Raw genomic sequence first — 19899 nt, 5'->3', positions numbered from 1 at the left:
ATGGCCAGGTACGATAGAGTCAGTGAAGCGCTAAAGAGGGAAATCGGTATTATAATACACGATGAATTAAATGACCCCCGCTTGGGGTTTGTTACTATTATGCGCGTAGAGTTGACGGAGGATTTAAGATACGCCAAGGTATTTTTTAGCGTCTTAGGCCAGGAAGAAGAGCGTAAAAAATCCAAAGAAGCGCTGGATTCGGCCTTGGGGTTTATCCGCAGGTTAATCGGGCAAAGGATTAGATTGAGGTTGGTCCCCGAAATAATTTTTTATGAGGACAGGTCTGCCGAATATTCTGTCAGGATAGAGGAAGTCCTTAACGAAATCAAGGAGCTAAATGAGCCTAAAAAAAGTAATCGCCTGCATAAGAAGAAATAAGGCCTTTTTAATCACCAGCCATACGAATATGGAAGGGGATGCATTAGGCTCAGAATTGGCCTTTTATCAGCTGCTTAAAAAATTAAACAAAAGCGCCGTTATCGTTAACGAAGACAACCTCCCGCCAGAATATATTTTTCTGCCACGCAAAGAAAAAATCATAAAATATAGAGATAACCTTACGCCGGTACGCTTTGATTGTTTCGTAACCTTAGACTGCTCGGATTTAAGCCGTACCGGAGAGGTTTACCGGTTGAATAGGGTAAAAAAACCTATCCTGAATATTGACCACCATATCAGCAATAATAATTTCGGCGGGGTAAACTGGGTAGAGCCAAAGGCCTCTTCCTGCTCGGAGATGGTCTATAAACTTTATCAAGCCATGCGCGTTCCTTTGGATGTGCATTCCGCCACTGCCTTATACACAGGTATAGTTGCGGATACCGGCTCATTCCGTTATAGCAATACCAGCGCCTTTACGCATAAAGCAGTTTCTAAGCTCTTAAAATTCAAGCTGGATATACCGGGGATTTATAAGCACATCTATGAGGATATACCTTACGAGGATATGAAGCTGCTTAGTAAAATATTACCCGGAATGAGGCGCGAGGCCGAAGGTAAATTAATCTGGTTTGAAGTTAGGCAGAAGATGTTAAGAAAAACTTTTTCTTTTGACATAAGTGAGTATATCCTGAGTTTTGGCCGGGCTATAAAAGGCGCAGAGGTCGTAGTATTATTTAAGGAAAATTTAGGGGTTAAAGATGAAATCAGGATGAACTTTCGTTCGCAAGGCAAAGTAGATGTAAATAAGATCGCCCAATGTTTCGGAGGCGGCGGACATAAGACTGCCAGCGGCGCGACCACTCACGGCAGAATTGACGACGTGCGCAGGAAAGTCTTAGCCAAGATAAGAGAAAATCTAAAAGGGACTGTCCCCGCAGATAGCTAATCCGAAGTAAACCAAGGGGACTGTCCCTGACAGTCGCGAAATAACATTTTTGCGGGTCCTGTCTTGGGTATTTTCTCCAGCACCGCTCCAAATTCCCCACCGAGGAATTTGTCGCTTGAAGTTTGTGCTCACTCTCACCGACTCCGCATTAGCGGGTGAACCCTGGCCGTTCGCACAAACTACATGCTGTCGAAAACACCCAAGCCACCCGCAAAAAGGATCTATTATGACTAAAATCAAAGCTTTCTTAAAATCTAGAAATATTCAAGCTGCTTTTATTAGTGCGATTACTGCAGTAGTTATTTCATGCATAGGTATTTTTATTAATTGGAGCTTTAATAAAGAATCTAATCGATTATCAAGAGAGGCAATCAAAATTAGTAAGGAGGCACTAAAATTTAATATGGGAACTCAACGAGCACACCTTTACATTAATTTGATAGGACCCCCGAAAATTAAAATTGAAAGATATGATGGTGGTTTTAAGATGGAATGTTACCTTACTGTAACAAATATTGGGAAAACAGATGCCAAAAATATGGCTTACAAAATTTCAATAAAGCCGGAATTCTTAAATGCTCCGGAGAATAAAGCAGATATGAAAGTAGATATGCCTGGCACCCCTTTTCTTATAAAGCCAGGAGACACATTTTGGCCCACGGCAGGATTTGAAGTCGTAGCCACAGATCCAGTTCAAAAAGAAAAACTTATAAAAGAAATTGAAGATGGTAAGTTAGATATGTTATTAGATGTCAATATCCAATATCTAGATGCTATTACATTAAAAGAATACTCCACTTCAGCATTAATACGTTTTAACAAAAAGAGCTCTAGTATTTTAAAATCAAATGATGTATAGAATATAAAACTAAGCCTAAAAATTCAAAGACCATTTCTAGACGATTATTAGGAGTGCAAGAGTGTATTTTTAGCGGGTGACGCGGGGGATGCCTCGAGGAAAATTTGACGAGAGGCGCCCCCGCGGCAGGACCCGCTAAAACAGAACTATGAAAATTATATACGGCATTAATAAGATTATTAAATTCAGGAAGCCTGTGGTGGCGCTGGGGGTGTTTGATGGGGTGCACATCGGGCATCAGCGTATATTGAAAGCTGCGGTTGATAAGGCCAGGCGCATAAAAGGTACCAGTATTGTAGTGACCTTTTGGCCAGACCCGCATAAAGAAAAAAGCCTTTATTCGCTGGAGCATCGTTTAAGGTTAATCGAGGGCCTTGGCATAGATGTATGCATAGTCATAAAATTCAATCAGAAATTTTCTTGGATTTCGGCAGAAGATTTCGTAAAAGATATTTTAGCAAAAAAGATTGGCGCAAAGCATATATATGTCGGGAAAAATTTCAGATTCGGAAAACAGGGAAGAGGAGATTTTAAAATCTTAACTAAACTATCTGGCCCCTGCCATTTTAAATTAAAGGTATTTGAGCTGGTTAAGATAAATAACCAATCCATCAGCAGCACCTATATCCGCAGGTTAATCACCGCCGGAAGAATAGATTGGGCCCGTAAATTACTTTTTAGGCCCGTGAGCATCCTCGGCACGGTAATCAAAGGCAGCTCTTTAGCCACCCGGTTAGGTTTTCCGACGGCAAATATAAATCCCCACCATGAAGTTTTACCCCCTGCGGGCATATATGCTGTTTGCGTAATTTTAAATCATCAATGTTTTAAGGGTGTCTGTTACATCGGCTCCAAGCCGACTTTTAAATCCGGCATAGAAAAGCATATAGAGGTATATATATTTAATTTCCACCGGGATATTTACGGCAGGTATCTGGAGATACAGTTTATAAAAAAGATCAGGCAGGAAAAGAAATTTAATTCCTGGCAGTCTCTGGCTAATCAGGTGCAAAAAGACATAATCCTCACCAAAGGTTTATTTTCCCACCCCGATTTTTACCACAAGATGTGCCCATCTTAAGCCCACATATCCACTAGTCCTTGTATTTAATTAAGTTAGGTAAATTTTTAACTTGACAAACCTGTATAATTTATCTATACTTGTGCTACAAAGTGGTTAAAAGTGGAGTAAAGTGGAAAGGACAAAGCCATGTTCTATGGGGAGTATTTACATTCCATAGACCGCAAGGGTCGCCTTATCTTACCCGCCAAATTTCGCGAGACTGCCAAGGCGCATTTTATAGAAAAGTTTTTTGTCACGCGCGGCCTGGATAAATGCCTTTTTATGTTTTCGGAAGAAGAGTGGCGCACGCAGGAGAACAAATTCAAGGCGGTATCTTTTACCAAACAGCAGGCGCGCACGTTTAACCGGCTCTATTTTTCCGGGGCAGGAGAAGTCTTGCCTGACAAACAGGGCAGGATTCTCATCCCCCAATATTTAAAGGATTTCGCAGAGATAAAAAGAGACGTCGTTATCGTCGGCGTATCCAACAGGATAGAGATCTGGGCGAAAGATAAGTGGCATGATTTTTACGGTACTTCGCGGCCCTCTTATGAAGAGATCGCCGAAAAAATAATAGATATCTAAAAACTGAATGGGTTTATCGTGGCACAACAGAGATTTCATACCCCAGTTATGCTTAGAGAGGTCATAGATTATCTTCGGTTAGGTCCGGGTAAAGTTATAGTTGACGCTACGATAGGTACAGGCGGCCATAGTAAGGCTATCCTCGAACATATCATGCCGGGCGGCAAGCTTATCGGCATTGACCGGGATGAGGAGTCTTTAGCCGTAGCCCGGCAGAGACTATCCGATTATCCCGGCGCCTGTGAATTCGTATACGGTAATTTCATCGCTATTGACAATATCCTGAAGGGGCTAAATATCAGCAGGATTGACGGCATATTATTTGACCTGGGGATTTCTTCATATCAGCTGGATGATTTCGAACGAGGTTTCAGTTTTCAGGGTGACGGGCCGTTAGATATGCGTTTAGACAGGAATAGTTATATTTCTGCATCTGACTTGATAAATAACCTTAATGAGGAGGAGATCTCCGCTATGCTCTGGACTTTCGGGCAGGAGAGATGGCACAACCGTATTGCCAGGTTCCTGGTGCAGGAAAGGGCCAGGCATGCCATTACCACCACGCGGCAATTAAGCGATATCGTGGTCAGGGCGATCCCTCCTAAATACAGGCATTACCGTATACATCCGGCAACGAGGACTTTCCAGGCGATACGTATAGCAGTAAACAGGGAATTGGAGACTGTCACTGCGGCGATAGATAAGGCGGTAGAGTTTCTGGATAAGTCAGGCAGGATTTGTATTATTTCTTTTCATTCCCTGGAGGACCGTATAGCTAAATTCAGTTTCCGTAAATTTGCTGCCGAGGGCATGATAAAGATAATTACGCCCAAACCTTTGACTCCGCAAGGGGAGGAAATAAAGGATAATCCTTCCAGCCGCAGCAGCAAATTAAGGGTCGCAGAAAGATTATAAGATGAAACTCCCTAAATTTTTATCATTAGCCGCTTTTATTACCTTCTTTTCTCTGGTATACGTTTATCAGCAGTCAGAGATTTTCCGCCTTGCCTATGTAGGCCAGAAAAAAATGGTGTTATTCCAAGATTGTCTTGATAAGAATACCATCTTAAGATATAATATCAAACGAAACACTTCCTTAATACGCATCGATGGCAAGGTCTATAACTACGCTAATTTCGAAATTCCCGGTAATTACCGGTTAGTAAAGCTAACTTACCCTCAGGATGTCTTTAAGGTAGTAAAGCAGCCCCGTCCATTAAAACAAGAAAATCTGGTGTTTCGTCTCTTTGGTATCAAGAGAGAGGCCCAAGCAAAGACAATCAACCCTGCGTTAAATTCAGGCCAGCCAGAACAGAAGCGGCAAAGATAAGGCGCTTTAGGTAAAAAGGGGTTGGTTGTAAGTAAAACCTAACCAGCTCATCATCGACAGATATAATTGTGTATATAGTTAATTACCGCCGCAGGACCGATGCGGTATTTTTGTTCTTCATTGCCTTTCTCTTATTCTGCATAGCCCGCCTCTCCTTTATCCAGTTTTTCCATTCTCGTTACTTCGCGGGGATCGCTAAAAAACAGCAAAACCTCTTTATAGAGTTAGAAGCCCGCCGCGGCGCTATCTATGATTCCAATCTTAAACCCCAGGCAGTCAATATCTCGGTAGATTCACTCTACGCCTGCCCCTCCGTAATAGCCGATAAGGATAGGGAAATAATTATAAAGCAGCTTTTACCTATTTTACAGGTAGACTACGCTTATTTAAAGGAGAGGCTGTACAGAAAGAAATCTTTTATCTGGCTGGCCAGAAAAATAACCCCTGAACAGAGCGAGGCAATCAGGAGGCTGAATATAAAAGGGCTAGACTTTATGAAAGAGAGCAAACGTTGTTATCCAAATGGTTATCTCGCCGGCCATATCATCGGTTTTTCGGGTTTGGATAATACGGGGCTGGAGGGTTTGGAGTTATATTACAACAATTATCTTAAAGGTAAAAATGGCTGGGCCATGATTCTACGGGATGCGCGCCAGAAAAAACTAAATCTTGAAGAAAGGATGATTTTGCCATATGACGGTTATAATCTGGTATTGACTATTGATGAAGTAATTCAATATATTGCCGAGAGGGAATTGGATAAAGCATATAAGGCTTATCACGCCAAGGGTGCCAGCATAGTTGCCATGGACCCGCATACAGGAGCGATCTTGGCCATGGCCAACAGGCCTAACTTTGACCTGAATGAATATAATAACGCGGATAAGGATGCCAGGCGTAACCGTTCCATCTGCGATTTATTTGAGCCCGGTTCGGTATTCAAGATTGTTACAGCTTCCGCAGCGCTGGAAGAGAAGAAAGTAGTTGAAGAGGATAAATTCTTTTGCGAAAATGGTTCCTACCGCGTGGCCACACATACATTGCATGACCACAGGCCGCACGGTTGGCTCACCTTCAGGGAAGTCATTGAGCAATCGAGTAACATCGGTACTACCAAGGTCGCGCAGATGCTGGGCCCGGATACAGTTTATAAGTACGTGAAACTCTTTGGTTTTGGGGCGAAATCCGGCGTTAACCTGCCGGGAGAAATCACTGGTTCGATCAAAGAGCCGCGTTTCTGGTCTAGGACCTCTATCGGCGCGATACCCATAGGCCAGGAAGTAGGAGTGACAACGCTACAGTTAGCCTGCGGCATATCGGTTATTGCTAACGGCGGTAAATTAATGAAACCTTATGTGGTTAAGGAAGTCCGCGATAAATATGGAGAAATAATAAAATCATCTTCCCCTGTTTTGGTGCGCAGGGCCATTTCGCCTGATACTGCTAACAGGGTTAAAAAAATACTCACCGGCGTAATAGAAGAAGGCACGGGTAAATCAGCCAGAATTGAAGGTTCCAGCGCCGCCGGTAAAACAGGGACCGCCCAGAAATTAGAGCCTAACGGCGCCTACTCCCACAATAAATTTATTGCTTCTTTTATCGGTTTTGCGCCCGCAGAAGACCCCGTCGTTGCCATTGCTGTAATGGTTGATGAGCCACGGCCCTACTATTTCGGCGGGGTGGTGGCTGCGCCTGTGTTTAAAAATGTAGCCGGAGATACCTTAAGATACCTGAAAACAAAATACCCTTTTAATGAAAACCTGGCATTAAATGAGGCTAAAACAGCTAATTGAATCGTTAGGGAGCGACACAGCCTATACTGTCTTTAAGGATTTTGAGGTTAGCGGTATAAGCTGTAATTCTCAAGGTGTTTCTGATAATTTTATTTTTGTGGCTATAAAAGGAGAAGATGCCGACGGCCATAAATTCATCGATGAAGCGATAAAGAGAGGGACTAAGGCTGTAATAGTCAGTAGCCAGTGGCCAGTGGCCAGTGGCCAGGAAAGGGCAGTTTTTATAAAAGTTAAAGATACGCGCAAGGCGCTGGCTAAATTAGCCGCGAAATTTTACGGCAACCCTTCTGCAAAAATAAAAGTTGTGGGGGTTACCGGGACTAACGGCAAGACTACGATAACCTATCTCCTTGAATCCTTATTAAAAGATTCGGGTTTTGAGCCTGCGGTTATCGGCACGGTCAATTACCGTTTTAAAAATAAAACCATCCCTTCCGGAAATACCACCCCGGGCCCTTGTCAGCTTCAGCCGCTTCTGGCTGATATGGCGCAGGAAGGCATTAATTATGCGGTGATGGAGGTCTCCTCGCACGCCCTTTCCCAAGAGAGGGTTGAAGGTATAGATTTTCACTCTGCCATCTTTACCAATTTAACCCAGGACCATCTGGATTACCATAAAACATTAGAGAATTATTTTCAGGCCAAAGCCAGGCTCTTTCAGGGATTAAGCCGCGGGGCATTCGCGGTGATTAATAACGACGACCCCTATGGCAGAAGAATCAAGGGATTAATCCGCGGTTGCAAAGTGGTCACTTACGGCATAGAGGAGCCGTCAGATATTATGGCCGGCGATATCAAATATGGTATCGCGCATACGGACTTTATGCTAAAAGGCATTAAAAAAGAAATACATTTTAAAACCCGCCTCATCGGCCGGCACAACGTATATAACGTATTGGCAAGCTATGCCTGGGCCTTTCAGGAAGGCCTGAATCCTGAAACCATAAAATCCAGCCTGGAGGGTTTTGATTCTGTCCCGGGCAGGTTACAGAGGATAGGGCGCGATAGAGATTTCTCGATATTCGTGGATTATGCCCATACCGAAGATGCGCTCAAAAACGTGATTAATGCCTTAAGAGAAGTATCCGATAAAAGAATCATCGTAGTTTTCGGCTGCGGCGGGGGACGCGATAAAACCAAGAGGCCAAAGATGGGCCATACGGCTTCGGAGTTAGCTGATTACGTAATTATCACCAGTGATAACCCGCGTAACGAGGATCCGGAAAAGATAATCCGGGATATCAAAAAAGGCATAAGAAAAAATAATTATTTTATTCTTCCTGACCGTAAAGAGGCAATAAAAAAATCTTTATCTCTTGCTCAGGCAGGCGATATGGTCTTGATAGCCGGTAAAGGGCATGAGAATTACCAGGTATTAAAGGACAAGAGGATTCATTTTGACGACTGCGAAGCAGTGAAAGAATGCTTAGAATTAATGAATTATTAGAGGCTACCGGCGGTAAGCTTATCAACCGGCTAGAGGGGAAAGATATTAAGGGTATCTCCATAGATTCCCGTAGTATCAAACCTCAGGAGGCCTTTATTGCCATAAAAGGAACTAATTTTGATGGGCATGATTTTATTCATGAAGCGGTTAAAAAAGGCGCAGGCGCTGTAATAGTTCACGGTTCACAGTTTCCGCCGCAGGCGGATCAGCCTACGGCAGGCACAGTTCACAGTGAAAAGAGAGTGTCTGTTATAAGAGTGAAGGATACCACAAAGGCCCTGGGGGATATTGCCCGGTTTTGGCGTAAGAAATTCTTACATATTCCCGTGATTGCGGTTACCGGCTCAAACGGCAAGACCACCACCAAAGAGATGGTCGGTTGTTTGTTATCCAAAAAGTTTCGCGTCCTCAAGAACGAAGGCACAAAAAATAATCATATCGGGCTGCCCATGGCCCTATTAGGCCTGAATAACTCCCATGATATCGTTGTTTTAGAAATAGGCACGAACCATTTCGGCGAAGTGGATTATCTCACCCGGATATGCCGGCCGAATATCGGCATAATTACTAACATAGGCCCCAGCCACCTGGAATACCTGCGTAATCTAGAGAGGGTCTTCAGGGAAAAATACAGCCTGATAGAAAACTTAGAAAAACCCTGTGTTGCCATATTAAACGCGGATGATGCCTTATTAAGAAAGAAGGTATTAAGCCGCGTCCAAAAACCCTTTATTATTGGTTTTAGTTTAAAAAAGCAATCTGATTTCCGGGCCTTAGATATCCAAAGTATAGGCCGGAGTTTAAGGTTTAGTATCCAGGGAAAATATAGGTTTACATTAAAGACATTAGGGTATTATAATGTTTACAATGCCCTCTCTGCCATAATAACGGCGCGGCTCTTTGGCATCGCCTATAATGATATCGCCCCGTTGTTGGCTGATTTTAATTTTCCTCCTGGCAGGCTGAAATTTATAGAGATAAAAAGTATCAGGTTCATTGACGATACGTATAATTCCAATCCCCTTTCTTTAAAACAGGCGCTGGATGCGCTCAAGAGTTTTAAAGCTAAAGGCAGGAAGATTTTTGTGATGGGAGATATGTTAGAGCTGGGTAGCCGCGCAGATACCTTCCACTATCAGGCAGGAGAGGAAGCGGCAAAATGCTGCGATATATTTATTACGGCAGGTAAATTATCCAGGGCCGCTGCTAGGGCAGCAAGAGATTCCGGATTAAATAAGAAGAATATATTTATCTCTGAGAGCGCCGTTTGCGCGCGGGACATCCTCTATAAGAGGGTATCGTTGAATAGGGATGACATTGTCTTGGTCAAAGGTTCGCGCTCAATGAAGATGGAGGAAGTTTTTAAGGCCTAAAGATGCTCTATTATTTGCTTTATCCCCTGCACGATTTATTTTCTTTCTTTAATCTATTCCGCTATATTACCTTCCGCGCCGCAATGGCTGCTATGACAGCTTTTATTATCAGCCTTATCTATGGCCCGATATTAATCAGGAAACTGAAGGAACTAAAAATAGGCGAGAAGATTGCTAAAGGAGATAGCCTAAGCCTTGACGGCCTGCATCAAAATAAAAAGGATACGCCGACAATGGGAGGGATTCTTATCCTGGCGGCGATATTCTCCGCTACCTTGCTCTGGGCGGAGGTGGGGAGTAAATATATTATTATTGTTTTATCCGTTACTTTATGGTTGGGCGTAACCGGGTTTATCGACGATTATTTAAAACAGATAAAAAAGAAATCCAAGGGCCTAAGCGCCACGGCAAAATTAACCAGCCAGGTTATCCTGGGTTTAATACTAGGTAGCCTTTTGTTCTTGGACTCACCCAGTAATATCAGGCTGGACCTGCCCTTCGTAAAAAATGTATCTTTGAATTTAGACGGCCTGTATATACTCTTTGTCGTCCTAGTGATAGCCGGTTCTTCCAATGCCGTCAATCTTACAGACGGGTTAGACGGCCTGGCCATAGGCATTGTAGTGATGGTAGCTTTGGCTTTTTGCGTCTTGAGTTACGTATCCGGTAATATGAGATTCAGTAATTATCTGCTTATACCTTATATCAAAGGCAGCGGCGAACTGGCCGTATTTTGCGCCAGTATTCTAGGCGCGGGCCTGGGATTCTTATGGTTTAACTGTTACCCTGCCTCTATTTTTATGGGGGATGTGGGCTCTCTGGCTTTAGGCGGCGCATTGGGGACCGTAGCCTTATTAATAAAGAAAGAGTTACTTCTAGTTATCGTGGGCGGCATATTTGTCCTGGAGGCATTGTCGGTAATCTTGCAGATATTTTCCTTCCGCCTTACTAAAAAACGCATCTTTAAGATAGCCCCGTTACACCATCATTTTGAATTTCTCAACTGGCCGGAGAATAAGGTCATCGTAAGGTTCTGGATTATCGCCAGCCTCCTGGCGCTAGTGACTATAATTACCCTGAAGATAAGGTGATTGTTTTTCATGCGGGATACAGGTTATTTCAAGAATAAAAAGGTTACTGTAGCCGGGCTTGCCCGTTCCGGCCTTGCCTGCGCTAATCTACTCTATGATCTGGGCGCGAGGGTGAGCGTCACGGATAACCAGGATAATGATTCTACGCGCGCAAATGCCGCACAGCTGAAATCAAAAGATATAAAATTTGAAACAGGTAAACACTCGCAGGAATTCATAAAGAATAAAGATTTGATTGTTACCTCGCCCGGTATCCCCGATGCCTCATTGGCGCACGTTTTGGCAAGGCAATATCAAATACCCATAATAAGCGAGATAGAGCTGGCTTGGCTGGTATGCCCGGCGACGGTAATTGCGGTTACGGGCTCAAACGGCAAGAGTACTGTTACTACCTTAATCGGCAAGGTATTGGAAGCAGGCAGGAGGAATGTTTTTGTCTGCGGCAATATCGGTAATCCTTTTTGCGGCGAAGTGCAGAAGATGCAGGCAGATGATTTTGTGTCCCTGGAGGTGAGTTCGTTCCAGCTGGAGAAGATACGGGATTTCAAACCGAAAATTTCCGTAATCCTAAATTTTTCCCGTAATCATCTGGACAGGCATAAGGATATGCAGGAATACCTAAAGGCAAAAAAACGCATATTTATGAACCAGGATGAGTCCGATTTTTTGGTTTTAAATTACGACGACCCGGTAGTTAAGGATTTTTCTAAAGAGGCAAAGGCCAGGGCGATATATTTTTCCCAAACACCAGATTTAAATCCCAATCAGGCTGCGGTTTTAGCCGTAGGCTCGATATTAGGCATAGATAAGGAAACTTGCCTTAAGGTATTCAGGGATTTTAAGGGCCTGGAACATCGGCTGGAGGAGGTAACGCAGATAAACGGCATTACCTTTATCAATGATTCAAAGAGCACGACCGCAGACTCTACTATCTGGGCGTTGAACAATATTCCCCGGCCCGTGCTCTTGATTGCTGGAGGCAGGCACAAGGGCGTTGATTATGGCATAGCCGCTGACTTAATACGTAAAAAAGCAAAAGAAGTTATCTTAATCGGAGAGGCGAAAGAGAAGATAAAGAATGCCTTAAAAGGATTTCCGGATATCCATGAGTCTTCTACCCTTGAAGAAGCGGTCAGATTCGCCTTTTCCAGGGCAGAGCCCGGTGATTGCGTTTTGCTTTCGCCGATGTGCTCAAGTTTCGATATGTTTCTTAACTATGAAGAAAGAGGAAAGGCTTTTAAAAAAGCAGTCTTTACTTTAGCGCAAAATCAAGATGGTCCGTAATACCAGAATCAATCTTTTTATTACTACCTTTATCCTCATCTGTATCGGCGTGGTGATGATTTACAGCGCTTCCAGCATCTATGCCTGGGAGAGGTACAAAGACAGTTTTTTCTTTTTAAAAAGGCACGTCAGTTTTATTATTATCGGGGCATTCCTTATGTTATTGGCAATGGTTATCGATTACAAGAATTTTCGCAAATGGGCCAAGCCTGCTTTGGTATTATCGTTTGTATCGCTTGTTTTGGTATTAATCCCGGGATTAGGCAGGGAAGTGGCAGGGGCACGCAGGTGGTTCAGGTTTAAATTTATCAGTTTCCAGCCCTCGGAGTTTGCTAACCTGGCGGTGATTATTTACATAGCAGATTTCATCGCCAGAAAAAGCAGCGATATAAAAACATTCTGGCACGGGTTTGCGCCTGCGATAGCCGTTTTAGGGGCTACGGCGTTGTTGATCCTTGCGCAGCCGGATTTAGGGACGGTCTTAGCATTGGGTATGGTAGTATTTATCATGCTTTTTGTCGCGGGGGTGCGGGTATCTTATCTTGTGTCATTAGCCCTGGGAAGCCTGCCTTTACTTTATATATTGATATTTAATGTCCCTTACCGCAGGATGCGTATTATGTCATTTTTAAACCCCTGGATGGACCCCAGAGGCAGCGGTTTTCAGGTCATCCAGTCGCAGGTTGCCTTGGGCTCAGGAGGGATATTCGGAGTAGGCCTGGGCCATTCCCGGCAAAAATTATTTTATCTGCCGGCAGCGCATACTGATTTTATTTTTTCCATAATCGGGGAAGAATTGGGTTTTTTGGGTACGGTAGGCGTAATAGTATTATTGATGGTTTTTATACAGCAGGGCCTTAAGATAATCAAAAACGCGCCGGATAGGTTCAGTTATTTTTTAAGCTTAGGCCTGGTTTTAATGATTTCCCTGAAGGCCACGATAAATATCGGTGTTTCCTGCGGCGTTTTACCTACTAAGGGCCTGCCTTTGCCTTTTATCAGTTACGGCGGCTCTTCTTTTATCTTTGATATGGTCAGCGTGGGCATGCTGATGAATATCGCGCGCACAGGAGAATATCCATGAGGATCCTGGCGGTTACCGGTTCCAGCGGCGGGCACATCTTTCCTGCGCTGGGTTTTTTAGATACGTTAAGGGAAAATCATAAGGATATAGAGACGCTATTAATTTTACCGGTAAGTAATATAGCAGGGCAAATAGAGAAAACCGGTTATAATGTGTGTTATATCCCGTTTTCCTCCATAAAACTAACCCTTGATTTCAGGAATTTATTTGCTATATTTAATTTTTTCCGGGCCTCCCTGAAAAGCATGGTTATGCTTTTGACATTCCGGCCCGATATCGTAGTCGGATTCGGCAGCTTAGCGAGCGTACCTGCGGTAACCTTCGCCTGGCTATTCAGGATAAAAACATTGATACACGAGCAAAATGTAATCCCCGGCCGCGCCAACAGGCTCCTGGCTATATTCAGCGATAAGATTGCTCTTTCTTTTGCCGAAAGCAGGGATTATTTAAAAAAATATGAAAATAAAACGGTCGTTACCGGTAATCCTATGCGCAGGCAGCTGGCCCGTATAAATAAAAAAGAGGCCCTGGATTTTTTCGGATTCAGCGCTGAGAAATTTACGATGCTGGTTATGGGCGGCAGCCAGGGCAGCAGCAGGATTAACCTGGAATTCCTGGGGGCGGTTTCTGCCCTGTCCGATAAATCGAAATTCCAGGTTATTCATCTTGCCGGACCAAAAGATTTTAGCGCGTTGGAGGAAGATTATAGGAATACCGGCGTGGATATTCGCCTCTTTGCTTTTTTAAAAGAGATGCAATATGCCTATAGTGTTTCTGATCTGGTCATTTCGCGTGCCGGCGCCAGCACTATCGCGGAGATAATGTTCTTTGGGCTTGCGGCAATACTCATCCCGTATCCCTTTGCCTATGAACATCAAATGGCCAATGCCCGGGCGCTGGAAAGTAAGGGGTGCGCGGTTATAATTCAGGATAAGGATTTAAACAGCGATATTTTAAAAAAGAATATCGAGGACTTTGCCAAGAATCCCCGGAAGTTAGAAACTATACATTCTTATTGTAGCGTATTCTCTAAGGTGGATACGAATACGGTATTTACGCAGAGTGTCTTATCTTTAAACTGATGAAAAATTCTCATTCCCCTCATCATAAACATTATCATCTCATCGGTATCGCTGGAATCGGCATGAGCGGCATTGCCCGGCTGCTCCTGCGCCGCGGCTTTGGTGTGAGCGGTTCGGATTTAAAAGAGACCAAGATTACGCAGGAATTAAAAAACTTAGGGGCGCAGGTTTTTATCGGGCATGATCCTGCTAATATCAAGGGTGCGGATATAATTATTTATTCTTCTGCGATTTGCCGGGGCAATCCTGAGATGCAGGAGGCACAAAAACAGCGCATCCCTTTAATAAAGAGGGCAGAGGCGCTCTCAGGCCTCATGGAAGATGAGGTTGTCGTCACTGTCACCGGAAGCCACGGTAAGACTACCACTGCTTCTTTAGTGTCCTATCTTTTATTACAGGCGGGGTTTTCGCCTACCATAGCAGTAGGCGGGATCTTAAGAAATATAGACACTAACGCTTGCCTGGGAGACGGAAAGTTTTTTGTGGCAGAGGCAGATGAGTCTGATGGTTCCTTTTTATATTATCGCCCGAAATACTCCATAATTACCAACATAGATTACGAGCACCTCGATTACTACGGGGAATTCAAGAATACCCTGGCCGCTTTCAAAAAATTCTTAACAAATACCAGGGCAGACGGCTGCGTGTTTGCCTGCAGCGACGATATGAATTTAAGGGAGATGATAAAAGATTATAAAAATAGATACCTGCTCTTTGGCCTCAAAGATGGCGCCGAGATATATCCGAAGGCCATTGAAATAAAAGAGCTATCTTCGCAGTTTGATTGTTTTTATCAGGATAAATTTTTGGACAGGTTTTACCTAGCCTTAGGCGGTGAGCATAATATCTCTAATGCCCTTTCGGTTATTGCTTTAGGGCTTGAACTGGGGATAGATTTAAAAGTAATAAAAGATACGCTGGCCGGTTACAAAGGGGCCAAGAGGAGGCTGGAAGTCAAATTCAGCGATAAGGGATATTTATTGGTGGATGATTACGCGCATCATCCTACCGAGATAAAGGCAACGCTCGCGGCATTAAAAAATTTAAAGAGTAACAGGTTGATCGCCATATTCCAGCCCCACCGTTATACCCGCACAAAGCTGCTTTCAGGGGAATTCGGGAAGAGCTTTGATCTGGCGGATTATATTATTGTTACGGATATCTATCCGGCAGGGGAAGAGCCGCAAGCCGGTATAGACGGCAGGCTTATTTATGATAAAATAAAAGAACGTTCGCCGCAAAAGCAGATACATTTCCTGCCTAAAGAAGAAATAGCGGCGCATGTTTTAGAGAATATCCGGCCGCATGACCTCTTAGTAACTTTAGGGGCAGGCGATATCGTAAAAACCTGCGATGAATTGGCACAGATGCTTCAAAGGAAAGATTAAGTCAGGGGAACCGCTAAAAAGGCATACTACTTTTAAAATCGGCGGGAAGGCTAGATTCTTTGTCGAGCCCGAAGATACTGATGACTTAAAACTTCTCTTGAGTTTAAGAAATAAGATCCCGCTTTACGTAATCGGTAAAGGCAGCAATATCCTGGCAAGCGATAAGGGGACAAGCGGCATAGTCTTAAGATTAAGCGCCCCTGCTTTTAAAAAACTCTCCTGCTGTGGGAAATATCTTGAGGCAGGAAGCGGCGTTTTGTTAACTAAGGCTCTTCTTTTTGCTGGTGGGCATGGTTTATCCGGTATGGAATTTTTAGCGGGCATACCCGGTACGCTCGGCGGCGCTTTGGCCATGAATGCGGGGATATCAGAGAAAATCCCAAATCCCAAATCCCAAATCCCAAATCGAAAAACAAAAACCAGAAGTATCGGTGACTTAGTAGAGGATGTTATAGTTATGGATTACAACGGTAACATAAAGGCCTTGCCTAAAAAAGATATAAAATTCAGTTATCGGGAATCCGGCTTAGCAAAATATATTATTTTAAGCGCGCGCTTGAAGTTAGCGAGGGGAAATAAAACCAAAATTCAGGAGAGGATAAAAAAATACATCAATTACCGTAAAGGCACGCAGGATTTAACAGGGCCTTCGGCAGGTTGCGTTTTCAGAAACCCCGAAGGAGATTCAGCGGGTAGATTAATGGATTTGTGCGGCTTAAAAGGCAGGCGGGTTGAAGATGCATGTATCTCTTCTAAGCACGCCAATTTTATCTTGAATCTCGGCGATGGCAAAGCAGGCGATGTTTTAAAATTGATGGATTTGGCCAGAAGAAAGGTAAAGGATAGATTTAATATTATTTTAAAGCCTGAGATAAAAATATGGCATTGAGCCGTAAATTACAAAATAGATTTGGCAGGATTGGCGTCCTTATGGGCGGGCCGTCCACCGAAAGAGAGATTTCGCTAAAGTCAGGCCAGGCAGTCTGCGATAGCTTAAGTAAGCTCGGGTTTAAAGTAGCGGCCATAGATATAAAAACAGATAATATAAAAAAGAATACGCGCCTGATAAAATCCTATAGGATAGGCCTGGCCTTTGTCGCCTTACACGGCCGCTTCGGAGAAGACGGGCAAATTCAGGAACTCCTGGATAGCCTTAAGATTCCCTATACCGGTTCAGGGGCTATGGCTAGCTGCCTGGCAATGGATAAGATTACTTCGCGTAAGATATTTGAAGCCCACGGCCTGTATGTCCCCCGCTATAAAGTAGAGGATAGATTTTCTTACAATAGAAATTGGAAGATGCATAATATGGCCTTATCCCTGCCATTAGTAGTGAAACCTGCCACGCATGGCTCCAGTATCGGCCTGTCTATCATCGATACAAAGAGCCAGCTGGATAAGGCAGTAGGTGAGGCCTTTAGTTTTGATGAAAAGGTAATCATTGAGGAATATATAGAGGGGAGAGAATTGACGGTGGGTATATTGGAGGAAAAGGCACTTCCGGTGATAGAAATAGTCCCTAAAAAACGCTTCTTTGATTATCAGGCCAAATATCAGGCCGGTATGACAGAATATATAATACCCGCTAAACTGCAGAATGCGCTCAGTAAAAAAATACAGGAGGCAGCCTTATGTGCGCATAAACTTTTAGGATGCTTCGGCTGTTCCAGGGTGGATATGATTTTAAGTGAGGATAATATGCCCTTCATCCTGGAGATAAACACTATCCCCGGCCTGACGCAGACTAGCCTCCTGCCCAAGGCAGCCAGGATAGTGGGGATAGATTTCCCGCATCTTTGCCTTAAGTTGATTAAACTAGCCTATGAGAAAGCAAAAAATAAATCTTCCGGTTAAATTACTGATTTTAGGGTTAGTAATTTTTACCGTTTTATTTTTTATTATCAGTTACCTCGCCGCGACTTTAAAGTCTTTGGACTATTTTAAAATAAAAGAGGTTGTTTTTAATAAATCGGAAGGAAATTTTGATTTTTCTTATCTGATAGGCCGGAATATCTTTAACCTTGACTTAAGGAAGGAATCAAGGTATATTTCAGAACTATACCCGGACTATAAAAAAATCAGCCTGGTCAGGCTCTTACCGGACAGATTGTGTATTGTTTTTACGCAACGCCTTCCCTTAGCCTATGTAAAGCTGTACAGGTATTTTTATGTAGATAACGAAATGGTGCTGTTTGATATAGCGAATGGGCAGGCTCCAGGAGAACTTCCCCTTATTGCGGGCCTGGAGAAGAAAATTAGCGGGGTTAAGCCCGGCAAGAGGTATAATATCAAAGAACTGGCCATAGCTTTAAATATAATAAGAGCAGCCAGGGCAAATATTTTGCTGAAAAATTACAAAATCAAAAGAATCGACGTAGCGGATCCTGCCAATACTACCTGTTTTATGGTTTATCCTGTAGGGCCTACGGGCAATACGCAGGCGCATACCGTGGCGCTGCCGCAGGTCCTGGAAGTGAGGATTGGCCAAAACGGCGTGAATGCCAGGATGTGCGTTTTAGCGGACCTGCTTAACCAGTTAAAGAAAGAATCAGGCAACATAAAATATATTGATCTGCGGTTTAAAGAACCGGTGATAAAATTTAAAGATGTTCAATAATTATATTTGTGCCTTAGATATAAGTTCTAGTAAGATTTCTGCGGTCGCTGCGGAAATCAAAAGCAGGCATATTGCTAATATCTTCTTTGAAACGGCCTCATCAAAAGGGGTAAAGAAAGGCGCGGTAGTAAATTCCATAGACCTGACCGGTTCCATCGGCAATACATTAAAGAGCCTTAAAGCAAAATCCGGTATGAATATCAAGTTCATCTATGCCAGCATCTCAGGGTTGGATATAGTTACCAAACATAGCGGCGCAATCATACCTCTTGCCGAGAGAGGCAATAAGGTGATAACTACTAGCGATATACGGCAGGTAAATGAGCAGGCGCGCATATTAGGTTCAAGCATGGATGAAGAGATCATCCATCAGATAACGCACAATTATGCCATAGATTCGAATAATAATATCTCAAATCCCCTTGGCTTATACAGCCACAGGCTGGAAGTGGATTTATACCTGATTTGCGCTAAGCTTTCTTTTATACAGAGCCTTATCCGGGCCACGAATCAGGCAGGGTATGAAATAAAAGACGTATTCTTTTCCGGCCTTTGTACGAGCGAGGCAGTATTCAACGAAGACCTCAAAAAAGGCAAGGCCATACTTTGCGATATCGGTTCGGATATTACCGAACTGCTTCTCTTTAAAGACGGGGTGTTTAAGGATATGAGGATATTATCCGTAGGCGGAGATGATTTGACCCTGCAATTGTCCGAAAAGCTCAAGATACCCTTTGATCTGGCGGAGGATATCAAGCGGTCTCATGGCGCCATAGGTGATTATAGCCAGACAGGCCATGATAAGGAGGTCCTGATCAAACAGGACAATATGTACAAACCCATAAATCAGAAAGCGGCTTGTGAGATCCTCACCTCCGCGGCAAAATTAATCTGCCAGGATATTAAAGAGGCATTAACAAAGATGTGCCCCATTGATGACGTGAATCATTTCATAGCTACGGGAAGGGCCGTACTCCTGGAGGGGTTCCTGGAAACGCTTGAGAATACTATCGGCACTTCCGTAAAATTAGGCCGCATTACTAACCCCCATATTATTTCCTGGGCGAATAATAACGAGCTCCTGGGCCAGAAATATTTAACCCACACTACTTCCTTGGGGATAATTTGTCATTTGCTGGGAGGGCGAAAACCCCAGTTCCTGCCTGACTACCAGACTACGCGTAACCCCATCCTGAATACCATAAATAAATTCAAAGAGATATACCAGGAATACTTTTAAGCCACCCGTTCCGCTTCGCAGGTGGAAGAGGTTATTATTTATATTCTCCATAAACATAAGTAATAATTCAGCGGTTCGTCCTCGAGCGCTGAAATTGTTCGCCGTGCACTTCGGTTTACGTCTCGCTGTCGCTCGAGCCTTACCCTGGTAAGAGTAGGTTGCTCGGCTTTCGCTCGACGTAATTCCTCGTGCACCTTTGCCGAACAATTTCTAACTCTGCGGGAGTTCCCCGCCTGTGAAGGCGGGGGTGAGAGCCTGTTTCCTGCGTCTTCCATAACGTAGGAAGTGTGATATACTGTATGCATGCGATTAATCAAGTCAGCACACGCGGTATAC

19 protein-coding genes are annotated in these 19899 nt (G+C 43.7%); all 19 read left to right on the top strand.

Annotation, left to right across the window (positions count from 1 at the left end; all coding sequences use genetic code 11):
• The 19 genes from rbfA (at window position 1) to ftsA (ending at window position 19563) form a co-directional block, all read left to right on the top strand.
• Window positions 1-378, top strand: coding sequence for a 30S ribosome-binding factor RbfA (rbfA, locus tag PHV44_03340; GenBank protein MDD5592319.1), 378 nt, complete (start codon window positions 1-3; stop codon window positions 376-378).
• On the top strand, window positions 338-1327 hold the full coding sequence (locus PHV44_03335; protein MDD5592318.1) for a bifunctional oligoribonuclease/PAP phosphatase NrnA: 990 nt from the start codon (window positions 338-340) through the stop codon (window positions 1325-1327). The genes rbfA and PHV44_03335 overlap by 41 nt, the downstream gene beginning before the upstream one ends.
• Before the next feature lie 226 nt (window positions 1328-1553).
• Entirely contained in the window at window positions 1554-2186 is a 633-nt protein-coding gene (locus PHV44_03330; protein MDD5592317.1) for a hypothetical protein, read from the top strand.
• A gap of 148 nt (window positions 2187-2334) precedes the next feature.
• Window positions 2335-3267 (top strand): bifunctional riboflavin kinase/FAD synthetase, encoded by a 933-nt coding sequence (locus tag PHV44_03325; protein MDD5592316.1) that lies wholly within the window; start codon window positions 2335-2337, stop codon window positions 3265-3267.
• A gap of 129 nt (window positions 3268-3396) precedes the next feature.
• Complete coding sequence (gene mraZ, locus PHV44_03320; GenBank protein ID MDD5592315.1) at window positions 3397-3834, top strand: division/cell wall cluster transcriptional repressor MraZ; 438 nt, start codon at window positions 3397-3399, stop codon at window positions 3832-3834.
• Window positions 3835-3852: 18 nt separating this feature from the next.
• Complete coding sequence (gene rsmH / locus PHV44_03315; GenBank protein ID MDD5592314.1) at window positions 3853-4749, top strand: 16S rRNA (cytosine(1402)-N(4))-methyltransferase RsmH; 897 nt, start codon at window positions 3853-3855, stop codon at window positions 4747-4749.
• 1 nt (window position 4750) lies between these two features.
• Entirely contained in the window at window positions 4751-5164 is a 414-nt protein-coding gene (locus PHV44_03310; protein ID MDD5592313.1) for a hypothetical protein, read from the top strand.
• A gap of 68 nt (window positions 5165-5232) precedes the next feature.
• Window positions 5233-6957, top strand: coding sequence for a penicillin-binding transpeptidase domain-containing protein (locus tag PHV44_03305; protein ID MDD5592312.1), 1725 nt, complete (start codon window positions 5233-5235; stop codon window positions 6955-6957).
• A complete protein-coding gene (locus PHV44_03300; GenBank protein MDD5592311.1) occupies window positions 6935-8404 on the top strand; it encodes a UDP-N-acetylmuramoyl-L-alanyl-D-glutamate--2,6-diaminopimelate ligase in 1470 nt (489 codons plus the stop codon). The genes PHV44_03305 and PHV44_03300 overlap by 23 nt, the downstream gene beginning before the upstream one ends.
• Entirely contained in the window at window positions 8380-9777 is a 1398-nt protein-coding gene (locus tag PHV44_03295; protein MDD5592310.1) for a UDP-N-acetylmuramoyl-tripeptide--D-alanyl-D-alanine ligase, read from the top strand. Before PHV44_03300 ends, PHV44_03295 begins: the two co-directional genes overlap by 25 nt.
• A gap of 2 nt (window positions 9778-9779) precedes the next feature.
• Window positions 9780-10868: a phospho-N-acetylmuramoyl-pentapeptide-transferase gene (mraY, locus tag PHV44_03290; GenBank protein ID MDD5592309.1), complete on the top strand. Its 1089-nt coding sequence runs from the start codon at window positions 9780-9782 to the stop codon at window positions 10866-10868.
• Between the two features lie 9 nt (window positions 10869-10877).
• The gene (gene murD / locus PHV44_03285; protein ID MDD5592308.1) at window positions 10878-12152 is read left to right on the top strand and encodes a UDP-N-acetylmuramoyl-L-alanine--D-glutamate ligase; all 1275 of its coding nucleotides are present in this window, start codon (window positions 10878-10880) and stop codon (window positions 12150-12152) included.
• A complete protein-coding gene (gene ftsW / locus PHV44_03280) occupies window positions 12142-13236 on the top strand; it encodes a putative lipid II flippase FtsW (protein ID MDD5592307.1) in 1095 nt (364 codons plus the stop codon). The genes murD and ftsW overlap by 11 nt, the downstream gene beginning before the upstream one ends.
• Complete coding sequence (gene murG, locus PHV44_03275; GenBank protein MDD5592306.1) at window positions 13233-14318, top strand: undecaprenyldiphospho-muramoylpentapeptide beta-N-acetylglucosaminyltransferase; 1086 nt, start codon at window positions 13233-13235, stop codon at window positions 14316-14318. Before ftsW ends, murG begins: the two co-directional genes overlap by 4 nt.
• Window positions 14318-15706, top strand: coding sequence for a UDP-N-acetylmuramate--L-alanine ligase (gene murC / locus PHV44_03270; protein ID MDD5592305.1), 1389 nt, complete (start codon window positions 14318-14320; stop codon window positions 15704-15706). The genes murG and murC overlap by 1 nt, the downstream gene beginning before the upstream one ends.
• Window positions 15672-16595: a UDP-N-acetylmuramate dehydrogenase gene (gene murB / locus PHV44_03265; protein ID MDD5592304.1), complete on the top strand. Its 924-nt coding sequence runs from the start codon at window positions 15672-15674 to the stop codon at window positions 16593-16595. The genes murC and murB overlap by 35 nt, the downstream gene beginning before the upstream one ends.
• Complete coding sequence (locus PHV44_03260; GenBank protein MDD5592303.1) at window positions 16586-17560, top strand: D-alanine--D-alanine ligase; 975 nt, start codon at window positions 16586-16588, stop codon at window positions 17558-17560. Before murB ends, PHV44_03260 begins: the two co-directional genes overlap by 10 nt.
• Window positions 17529-18323: a cell division protein FtsQ/DivIB gene (locus tag PHV44_03255; protein ID MDD5592302.1), complete on the top strand. Its 795-nt coding sequence runs from the start codon at window positions 17529-17531 to the stop codon at window positions 18321-18323. Before PHV44_03260 ends, PHV44_03255 begins: the two co-directional genes overlap by 32 nt.
• Window positions 18313-19563: a cell division protein FtsA gene (gene ftsA / locus PHV44_03250; protein MDD5592301.1), complete on the top strand. Its 1251-nt coding sequence runs from the start codon at window positions 18313-18315 to the stop codon at window positions 19561-19563. Before PHV44_03255 ends, ftsA begins: the two co-directional genes overlap by 11 nt.
• Window positions 19564-19899: the final 336 nt, after the last annotated feature.

The sequence above is a fragment of the Candidatus Omnitrophota bacterium genome (assembly GCA_028717245.1).
In the GTDB taxonomy this organism is placed as follows: Bacteria; Omnitrophota; Gorgyraeia; order Gygaellales; family Profunditerraquicolaceae; genus JAGUYA01.
The sequence above is the reverse complement of the archived record's forward strand: the minus strand, read 5'-3'. Positions and strand labels throughout refer to the sequence as shown.

Excerpts from the sequence above, each read along its gene's own strand:
- PHV44_03325 (MDD5592316.1), top strand. The coding sequence starts at position 2,335 with ATGAAAATTATATACGGCATTAATAAGATTATTAAATTCAGGAAGCCT.
- mraY (MDD5592309.1), top strand. The coding sequence starts at position 9,780 with ATGCTCTATTATTTGCTTTATCCCCTGCACGATTTATTTTCTTTCTTT.
- ftsA (MDD5592301.1), top strand. The coding sequence starts at position 18,313 with ATGTTCAATAATTATATTTGTGCCTTAGATATAAGTTCTAGTAAGATT.
- murB (MDD5592304.1), top strand. The coding sequence starts at position 15,672 with ATGAATTGGCACAGATGCTTCAAAGGAAAGATTAAGTCAGGGGAACCG.
- PHV44_03330 (MDD5592317.1), top strand. The coding sequence starts at position 1,554 with ATGACTAAAATCAAAGCTTTCTTAAAATCTAGAAATATTCAAGCTGCT.
- rbfA (MDD5592319.1), top strand. The coding sequence starts at position 1 with ATGGCCAGGTACGATAGAGTCAGTGAAGCGCTAAAGAGGGAAATCGGT.
- mraZ (MDD5592315.1), top strand. The coding sequence starts at position 3,397 with ATGTTCTATGGGGAGTATTTACATTCCATAGACCGCAAGGGTCGCCTT.
- PHV44_03310 (MDD5592313.1), top strand. The coding sequence starts at position 4,751 with ATGAAACTCCCTAAATTTTTATCATTAGCCGCTTTTATTACCTTCTTT.
- murD (MDD5592308.1), top strand. The coding sequence starts at position 10,878 with ATGCGGGATACAGGTTATTTCAAGAATAAAAAGGTTACTGTAGCCGGG.
- PHV44_03255 (MDD5592302.1), top strand. The coding sequence starts at position 17,529 with ATGAGAAAGCAAAAAATAAATCTTCCGGTTAAATTACTGATTTTAGGG.
- murC (MDD5592305.1), top strand. The coding sequence starts at position 14,318 with ATGAAAAATTCTCATTCCCCTCATCATAAACATTATCATCTCATCGGT.
- PHV44_03260 (MDD5592303.1), top strand. The coding sequence starts at position 16,586 with ATGGCATTGAGCCGTAAATTACAAAATAGATTTGGCAGGATTGGCGTC.
- PHV44_03295 (MDD5592310.1), top strand. The coding sequence starts at position 8,380 with ATGCTTAGAATTAATGAATTATTAGAGGCTACCGGCGGTAAGCTTATC.
- PHV44_03300 (MDD5592311.1), top strand. The coding sequence starts at position 6,935 with ATGAGGCTAAAACAGCTAATTGAATCGTTAGGGAGCGACACAGCCTAT.
- ftsW (MDD5592307.1), top strand. The coding sequence starts at position 12,142 with ATGGTCCGTAATACCAGAATCAATCTTTTTATTACTACCTTTATCCTC.
- PHV44_03335 (MDD5592318.1), top strand. The coding sequence starts at position 338 with ATGAGCCTAAAAAAAGTAATCGCCTGCATAAGAAGAAATAAGGCCTTT.
- murG (MDD5592306.1), top strand. The coding sequence starts at position 13,233 with ATGAGGATCCTGGCGGTTACCGGTTCCAGCGGCGGGCACATCTTTCCT.